Below are 7295 nucleotides of genomic sequence, written 5' to 3' on the forward strand. Positions count from 1 at the left end.
CCGCTCAGCCTCGCGGCGGTCGCCGCCGCCGGTCCCGGCCTCGCTGGGGGGACGGCGTTGCCGGATTCCAGCGGTCCGTTGATGCGCATGCGCAAGGTCTCGCGCAGCTTCGGCGGTGTGCGTGCATTGAATGACGTCTCCTTCGACGTCATGCGCGGTGAAATCCTCGGCCTGATCGGTCCGAACGGTTCCGGCAAATCGACCATGATCAACGCCTGCTCCGGCGTGATCCATGTCGACGGCTTGATCGAGCTGGACTCCCATCCGCTGCAGAACCGGCCGGCCTGGGAGGTGCATGCTCACGGCGTCGCCCGAATCTTTCAGAACGTGCGGCTGTGGGAATCCATGACCGTTCTCGAGAACGTCATGGTCGCCTGGCGACGAATCCCCGGCCAGCCGGGCGGAGAGGCCACGATCCGTCAGGCGTCGCTGGCCGCGCTGGAGCAGATGGGTGTGCGCCATCTCGCCATGCGCCATGCGGGCGACCTCTCCTTTGGCCAGAGCCGCCTCGTCGAGATGGCCCGCGCCATCGTCGGGCGGCCCAAGGTGCTCCTGCTTGACGAACCGGCGGCCGGCCTGCGCGGCGGTCTCGTCATGGAGCTGTCGACCATCCTGCAACGGCTGCGCGCGCAGGGCATGACGATCCTCGTCGTCGAGCATCGCATCAAGCTCGTGACCAGCATGTGTGACCGCGTCGTCGTGCTCAATCTGGGCGACCTCATTGCGAATGGCGCTCCCGCTGCCGTGATGGAGTCGCCTGTTGTCATCGAGGCCTATCTCGGCGAGCGCGCCGGCGCGGCCTCTCACGAGACGAGGGCGCGCCACATCCGGCGCCGCTCCGTCGATCATGCCGGAGCGCATGGTTGAACGAGACCAATTTTCCAATTTTCAGGGGAGGACGACCGTGAACAGGAAAAGGACAATGGGGGTGCGCGGCCTGCTGGCTCTGGCCGGCGCGAGCGCGGTGCTGGTGACAATGTCGCCGGGTGGGGCCGCGGCTCAGGAACAGCCGTTGATCGGCGTCTCGCTGCCGATGACGGGGGCCAAGGCTCTCGTCGGCCGCAACTTCAAACAGGGTGTCGAACTCGCTATCGCCGACATCAATGCCGCAGGTGGTGTGCTCGGCAAGCCGTTGCAGGTGGTCTTCGAGGACGACCAGGGCGACAACACCAACGGCGCGATCAACGCCGTCAACAAGATCATGCAGGTGCACAAGACGCCCGTGATGATCGGGCCGCACTATTCCGTGACACAAATGGCGACCCAAAATATCTACTGCAACGGCAAGATTGTCTCGCTCACCGGCGGCACCGGCGTTCCCGTCACCAATAGCGGCTGCAAATTCGTCATCCGAACCCGTTCCAACGACGACGTCCAGGCAAAGGCGATCATCGATTATGCCCAGAAGGCACTGAAGGCTGCAGACAAGGTCGCGATCTTCTATGCCAATGACGATTTCGGCAAGTCGGGCCAGGCCCGCGTGGTCGCGCAGATGGCGGCACTCGGCCTCAAGCCGGTGGCAATCGAGAGCCACAATCCCAATGACAAGGACTACTCGGCTCAACTCAGCAAGTTGAAGAATGCCGGTGCGGCGCTCGTGATCCTCTGGGCCCACGACACCGATGCCGCGCTGATCGTCAAGCAGGCGAAACAGTTCGGTCTGCCTTTCCGCTTCGCGGGGGCAGTGCTCAGCGAAGACGCTTTTCTCAAGCTCGCCGGCAGCGGGGCCGAAGGCGCGATAAGCGCTTCCTATTTCGTCCCGACAGATCCCAATCCGGCAGTACAGACTTTTGTCAAACGCTATGAGGAACGCTTCAAGATGGCGCCCGACGTCTGGTCCGCAACCTATTACGATGCAGCAATCCTCGCGGCGAAAGCGATCAACGCTGCCGGGTCCGCTGACGTTGCCAAGATCCGCGAATCCTTTGCTACCGTGAAGTATGACGGCCTGCTTGCGTCGTATGGATGCGACGAGAAGGGCGACTGCAACCGCCAGGTCAACATCGTCGAGATCAAGGGCGGGCAGCCCGTGGTCCTCGAAGCGGTCCGCTACTGAACGCCGGACGCCTCGATGCTGAAGATCCCCGCCACCGAACCGCCCGAGCTGGAACTGTCGCATGTCGACGTGTTCTACGGAAAGGCGCAGGTCCTCTTCGACCTCTCCATCCATGTTGAACGCGGTGAGGTCGCGGCGATCATCGGCGCCAACGGCGCCGGCAAGTCGACGACGCTCAACCTGATTATCGGCAAGCTCAAGCCGTCGGTGGGCACCGTCACCTTCGCCGGCGAGCCGATCGCCGGCCGCCCGATCAACAAGGTCGTCGCCGGCGGCATCGCCTGCGTGCCGCAGCGCCGGCGGATCTTCAGCACGCTGACCGTGATGGAGAACCTCGAGGTCGGTGCCTATGTGCGCCGTCACGACAAGGGTGGGATCAGCGCCACCCTCGATGAGGTCTTCGAACTGTTTCCGGTCCTGAAGCGCAAAGCGGCTGACATGGGCGGCGTGCTCTCGGGCGGCGAGCAGCAGGCGCTCGCGATCGGACGAGGGCTGATGGCCGGCCCGCGGCTGCTGCTACTCGACGAACCCTCGATGGGCCTGTCACCCAAGCTGACCACCGAGATGTTTGCGAGCATCCGCAGGATCGCCGAGGGCGGCCGCACCGTCGTGATCGTCGAGCAAAACGCCTACGCGGCCCTCGGCGTCGCCGACTACGGCTATGTGCTCGAGGGTGGCAGCATCGCGCTCGAGGGCCATGCCGACGAGCTGCTGCGCGATGATCATGTGCGCGACGCCTATCTCGGCGCCTGATGCCATTCCTCATATTCACCCAACCCCAAGCAAAGGCAATTACCACATCATGACGAAGCTTCACGGCATCATCCCCGCACTCACCACACCCTTCGACGAGAAGGGTGACATCGACGAGGCCAAGTTCCGAAACCAGATCCGCTTCATGCTCGGCAAAGGTGTGCACGGCCTCTGCTTCGGCGGCTCGACGGGTGAGGGCCAGGCGCTGGAGCTCGGCGAGTTTCGCCGGCTCGGCGAAATCACCATGGAGGAAGTCGCGGGCCGGGTGCCGGTCGTCGCCGGCATCATCGCCAACTCGACGCGCGAGGTGATCAAGCGCGGCGAACTGATCGCCGATCTCAAGGTCGATGCCTTGCAGGTGACGCCGGTCTTCTACGTCTTCCAACCCGACGACGATTCGAATTTCGGCCACTTCAAGACGTTGACCGAAGAGCTGAAGACGCCGGTTCTGCTCTACAACGTCATTCCCTGGAACCTGCTTTCGACGCCGCTCGTGCTGCGTATCCTGAACGAGATTCCGTGGGTCGTCGGTATCAAGCAGAGCCAGGGCCACATCACGCGCACGGCCGAGCTCGTCGCCAATGCGCCGAAGGACAAGGTCATCCTCGCCGCCGTCGATAACCTTCTCTACTCCTGCTTCCAGTTCGGTGCTCACGGCACGCTGGCGGCTTCTCCGACCGCAGCACCGGGCCCCTGCGTACGCCTGTGGAACGCCGTCAAGAAGAAGGACGACGAGACCGCGCTCGCCATCCACCACCGCCTCGTCAACTTCTGGTCGGTGCTGCCGCACGGAAATTTGCCGGCCTGCGTGAAGTATTCGCTCCATCTCCAGGGTCTCGACTGCGGCATCTCCCGCCAGCCCATGCCGATGCCTGACGCGGCCACCCGCGCCGCCATCGAGCGCACGCTGCCGGCGCTGCTCGAATACGACGTCTGATCGAGATCGTTCGGGGAGAACCGGTCCATGAAGAAGCTGATGAATACCGCCGACGCCTTCGTCGACGAGATGCTTGACGGGCTGGTGGCCGCTCACCCGGCACTGGTGCGGGAGGCGCGGGTCGTCCGCGCCGCGCATGCGCCGAAGCGCGGCAAGGTCGGCATCGTCTCGGGCGGCGGCTCGGGACATCTGCCGCTGTTCACCGGCTATGTCGGCCAGGGCCTGCTCGACGCCTGCGCGATCGGCGACGTGTTCGCGGGACCGTCGGTGGATTCCTGCGTGCAGGCGATCAAGGCGGTCGATGGCGGACGAGGCGTGCTGCGCCTCTACGGAAATTACGGCGGCGACCGCATGAACTTCGATCTTGCCGGCGAGATGGTCGAGATGGACGACATTCCGACCACGACCGTGCTCGGCACCGACGATATCGCCTCCGCGCCGCCGCAAGAGGCCGGCAAGCGCCGCGGCGTCGCCGGAATCATCTATGCCTACAAGATCGCTGGCGCGAAGGCCGATACCGGCGCCGATCTCGCCGAGGTCACCGCGACCGCTCAGTCCGCTGTCGATGCCTGCCGCACCATCGGCGTCGCACTCGCGCCTTGCCAGATTCCGGGGGCCGCGAAGCCGACCTTCGAAATCGGCGCTGACGAGATCGAGATGGGCATGGGCATCCATGGCGAGCCGGGCATTTGGCGCGACAAGCTCCGTTCGGCAGACGAGATCGCCGACGAGATGGTGAAGCGCTTGCGTGCCGACGCGGTCGCCCACGGATCCGATCGCGTTTCCGTGCTGGTGAATAGCCTCGGTGCGACGCCGCTCGAGGAGTTGTTCATCGTCTATCGCCGCGTCGCTGCGCTTCTCAGGAAGGACGGGTTGACCATCGTGCGTCCGCTGGTCGGGCACTACGTCACCTCGATGGAGATGGCGGGGCTGTCGATCAGTCTGATTCACCTTGATGCCGAACGAGAGAAGCTGCTGGCAGCGCCCTGCGCCTGTCCGTTCTGGAGGGTGTGAGGTGGCGATCACGGCCGATACGCTCCGCAGCGCAGCCTTTCGTGCCAGAGACGCGGCTGCGGCCGCCCAGGATGATCTCAACGCCGCCGACGGCAAGATCGGCGACGGCGACACCGGGGTCATGCTGCGCCGGCTGTTCGAGGCCGTCGCAACTGCCATTCCCAATGAAGAGACGGACGTCGGCCTGGTGTTTCAGGCCTGTGCCAAAGCCTGCGCCAGCGGAACGGGATCGAGCCTGGGAACGCTGGTCACGGTTGCGATGATGACGCTGGCCAAAACGACCATGGGGCGCAATGAGATCGGCTGGGACGAACTCGGCGGCTTACTCGCCTCGATCCGCGACCAGATGATGACGCGCGGCGGCGCCAGGATCGGCGACAAGACGGTTGTCGACATGCTCGATGCCGTCGCGATTGCACTGGCGCATTGCAGAACGCACGACGAAGCGATCGCTGCGGCGCAAAAGGCCGCGCGCGAAACGCTCGACGCATTCCGGGAGCGGCCGAACAGGCTCGGACGTGCCCGTATGTTCGGCGAGCGGACGATCGGGCTCGATGATCCCGGCATGCTCGCCTTTTCCCGTCTGCTGGCCGCAGTTGCGGCTTGAACGCCCGATTGCAGTGGTACAGACGAGGGCAGGGTCATGAAGGAGGCCGCGATGTACGTCCAGGTTCTGCCACGTCCCGGGCCGGAGGTTATCGCCGCCGTGCGAGCAAAACTCGTCGAGCGCCTCGGCACGCGCGTGAGCGTTTCGCAGGCCATGCTCGACCAGCATAGTCATGGTGAGGGCCTGCCGGCGATCGGCATGCCCGATCTCGTGGTGTTTCCCGAGACCAACGAGGAGGTCGCGTTCGTTCTCGCGCTCTGCAACGAACACCGCGTGCCGGTCACGCCGTTCGGTGCCGGCTCATCGCTGGAGGGTCAGCTCGCGGCGGTTGCCGGTGGCGTTTCGCTCGACACGAGCCGCTTCGACAAGATCCTCGACGTCTCGCCGGATTCGCTCGATTGCCGGGTCCAGGCCGGTGTGACGCGCGAAGCGCTCAATGCAGGGATCCGCGACACCGGCCTGTTCTTTCCAGTCGACCCCGGAGCGAACGCCTCGATCGGCGGCATGGCCTCGACCCGCGCGTCCGGCACCAATGCGGTATGCTATGGCACGATGCGTGAGAACATCCTCGGGCTCACCGTCGTCACGCCCGATGGCCGTATCGTGCGCACCGGCAGCCGCGCGCGCAAATCCTCAGCCGGCCTCGATCTCACCCATCTCTATGTCGGTAGCGAAGGCACTCTCGGCGTCATCACCGAGATCCAGCTCAAGCTCTATGGCCTGCCGGAGACGATCGTCGCGGCCGTTTGCCAGTTCCAGTCGCTCGAAGGGGCCGTCGCCGCCGTGGTGACGGCGCTGCAATCGAACCTGAAGATGGCCCGCGTCGAACTGCTCGACGAGATGCAGATGCGTGCCGCGATCAATTACTCAAAGCTCGATTATGCGGAGACGCCGACATTGTTCCTCGAATTCCAGGGCACGCCGAATGGTGTGCGCGAGGACGTCGAGATGATGCGGACGATCACGGAGGAACACGGCGGCGGAGCGTTCCAGTTCGCGGAGCGGCCAGAGGATCGCAATCGCTTGTGGAAGGCGCGCCACAATTCCTATCAAGCCGTGATGGCGCTGAGTCCCGGCAAGAACAATATGGGCACCGACGCCTGCGTGCCGATCGCGGCCTTGCCAGCCTGCCTGCTGGAGACCAAAGCCGACATCGTCGCGTCGGGATTGACTGCTCCGATCGTCGGGCATGTCGGCGACGGCAATTTCCATCTCGGCATCCTGTTCGATCCCAAAGATGCAGAGGAGACGGCACGGGCCGAGGGACTCGCATTCCGCACCGCGCGCCGCGCCATCGCCATGGGCGGCACCTGTTCGGGCGAACATGGCGTCGGACTGCACAAGATCGTCCATATGGAAGCCGAGCATGGCGAAGGCGTCGCGCTGATGAAGGCGGTGAAGAAGGCATTGGACCCAACCGGGATCATGAATCCGGGCAAGGTCTACCCTTGACGGGCATGAGCGGATGGCGCGACTTGGGCGCCGCGAGCGCCCGGGACAGTCTCTCCGCCAGCCTTCGCAAACGACATTTGCGCAAGGCTGTCGCGCCGAAGCCCTTAGGGCGAAGGCGGACTCATTGCCGTTCGATTCAGCTCGGCAAGCCCGGGGGCGAACTTTCTTCTGGGCCTTCCGCGATCTGTCTCATCCCGTCAATTTCCATTTCCCGTCCCCCGCCCGCTTCAGCGCGGGATCGCTCACCCGTACGTGCTCGGCGAGAAAGTCGATGAATGCGCGCACCCGTGCAGGAAGCGGCGCGGTATGGCCGACATAGACCGCGTGGATGTCTTCGCGGTCGCCCGGATTGTAGCTTTGCAGCACCGGTACGAGACGGCCGGATTCGATATCGGGCCAGATGTGGAAGAGGGCGAGGCGGGCGAGGCCGACGCCGCCGAGGCAGAGACGGCGGGCGGCTTCGCCGTCGCTGGCGC

8 protein-coding genes are annotated in these 7295 nt (G+C 64.7%); 7 read left to right on the forward strand and 1 reads right to left on the reverse strand.

From position 1 onward, the window contains the following. From MOV74_RS26575 to MOV74_RS26605, 7 genes are all read left to right on the forward strand, one after another. On the forward strand, window positions 1–867 hold an 867-nt coding region (locus MOV74_RS26575), incomplete at its 5' end, for an ABC transporter ATP-binding protein (RefSeq protein ID WP_246929405.1). A 37-nt stretch (window positions 868–904) separates the two neighbouring features. Then, window positions 905–2056 (forward strand): ABC transporter substrate-binding protein, encoded by a 1152-nt coding sequence (locus tag MOV74_RS26580; RefSeq protein WP_246929408.1) that lies wholly within the window; start codon window positions 905–907, stop codon window positions 2054–2056. A 15-nt stretch (window positions 2057–2071) separates the two neighbouring features. After that, complete coding sequence (locus MOV74_RS26585; RefSeq protein WP_246929410.1) at window positions 2072–2809, forward strand: ABC transporter ATP-binding protein; 738 nt, start codon at window positions 2072–2074, stop codon at window positions 2807–2809. A 49-nt stretch (window positions 2810–2858) separates the two neighbouring features. Further along, entirely contained in the window at window positions 2859–3746 is an 888-nt protein-coding gene (locus MOV74_RS26590) for a dihydrodipicolinate synthase family protein (RefSeq protein ID WP_246929411.1), read from the forward strand. A gap of 27 nt (window positions 3747–3773) precedes the next feature. Beyond that, on the forward strand, window positions 3774–4760 hold the full coding sequence (locus MOV74_RS26595; protein WP_246929412.1) for a dihydroxyacetone kinase subunit DhaK: 987 nt from the start codon (window positions 3774–3776) through the stop codon (window positions 4758–4760). Between the two features lies 1 nt (window position 4761). Continuing rightward, the gene (locus MOV74_RS26600) at window positions 4762–5367 is read left to right on the forward strand and encodes a dihydroxyacetone kinase subunit L (RefSeq protein WP_246929414.1); all 606 of its coding nucleotides are present in this window, start codon (window positions 4762–4764) and stop codon (window positions 5365–5367) included. Between the two features lie 51 nt (window positions 5368–5418). After that, entirely contained in the window at window positions 5419–6819 is a 1401-nt protein-coding gene (locus tag MOV74_RS26605) for an FAD-binding oxidoreductase (RefSeq protein ID WP_246929416.1), read from the forward strand. A gap of 189 nt (window positions 6820–7008) precedes the next feature. On the opposite strand, the gene MOV74_RS26610 is transcribed toward MOV74_RS26605, so the two are convergent. After that, window positions 7009–7295, reverse strand: a 287-nt coding sequence (locus MOV74_RS26610) for a LysR substrate-binding domain-containing protein (protein ID WP_246929418.1), incomplete at its 5' end; no start/stop codon positions are given.

This window comes from Bradyrhizobium sp. SHOUNA76 (genome assembly GCF_023006445.1).
Classification (GTDB): Bacteria; Pseudomonadota; Alphaproteobacteria; order Rhizobiales; family Xanthobacteraceae; genus Bradyrhizobium.

What these genes read in the sequence shown, in the direction of transcription:
- MOV74_RS26590 (WP_246929411.1), top strand. Translation starts at nt 2,859, where the DNA reads ATGACGAAGCTTCACGGCATCATCCCCGCACTCACCACACCCTTCGAC.
- MOV74_RS26595 (WP_246929412.1), top strand. Translation starts at nt 3,774, where the DNA reads ATGAAGAAGCTGATGAATACCGCCGACGCCTTCGTCGACGAGATGCTT.
- MOV74_RS26605 (WP_246929416.1), top strand. Translation starts at nt 5,419, where the DNA reads ATGTACGTCCAGGTTCTGCCACGTCCCGGGCCGGAGGTTATCGCCGCC.
- MOV74_RS26585 (WP_246929410.1), top strand. Translation starts at nt 2,072, where the DNA reads ATGCTGAAGATCCCCGCCACCGAACCGCCCGAGCTGGAACTGTCGCAT.